We start from the raw sequence: 437 nt of genomic DNA, 5'->3' as shown, positions 1-437 counted from the left end.
CCGATGACCGTCTACACGACCCTGGACAGCCCGCTGGGCGAGCTGCTGCTGGTGGGAGAGGAACTGGTGGGAGAGGAATCGGACGGCGTGGCGGGCGGGATCGCCCTGAGCTCCCTGTCCATGCCTGAGCAGAGGGGAGCCGTGACGGTGGCGCCGCACTGGCGGCGTGCCCCGAGGTCCTTCACCGAGGCCGCCCGGCAGATCGAGGAGTACTTCGCCGGCGAGCGCCGGGTCTTCGAGCTGGAGTTCCTCACCCATGGCACTGCGTTCCAGGAACGGGTCTGGCGGGCGCTGGAGACCATCCCGTACGGGACGACGACCAGCTACGGCCGCCTCGCTGAACGGACCGGCGCCGCCCGCGGCGACGTGCGGGCCGTGGGCGCCGCGGTCGGCGCGAACCCCCTGCTGCTCGTGCGTCCCTGCCACCGCGTGATCGG

The 437-nt window shown here is 72.3% G+C and carries 1 protein-coding gene; it reads left to right on the top strand.

Annotated elements, in window-relative coordinates:
• Positions 1-3: 3 nt before the first annotated feature.
• Positions 4-437 (top strand): methylated-DNA--[protein]-cysteine S-methyltransferase (locus ACY45C_RS13130; RefSeq protein WP_462187906.1); only part of this gene is annotated, 434 nt, incomplete at its 3' end.

The organism is Frankia sp. CcWB2 (assembly GCF_977927585.1).
The sequence above is the reverse complement of the archived record's forward strand: the minus strand, read 5'-3'. Positions and strand labels throughout refer to the sequence as shown.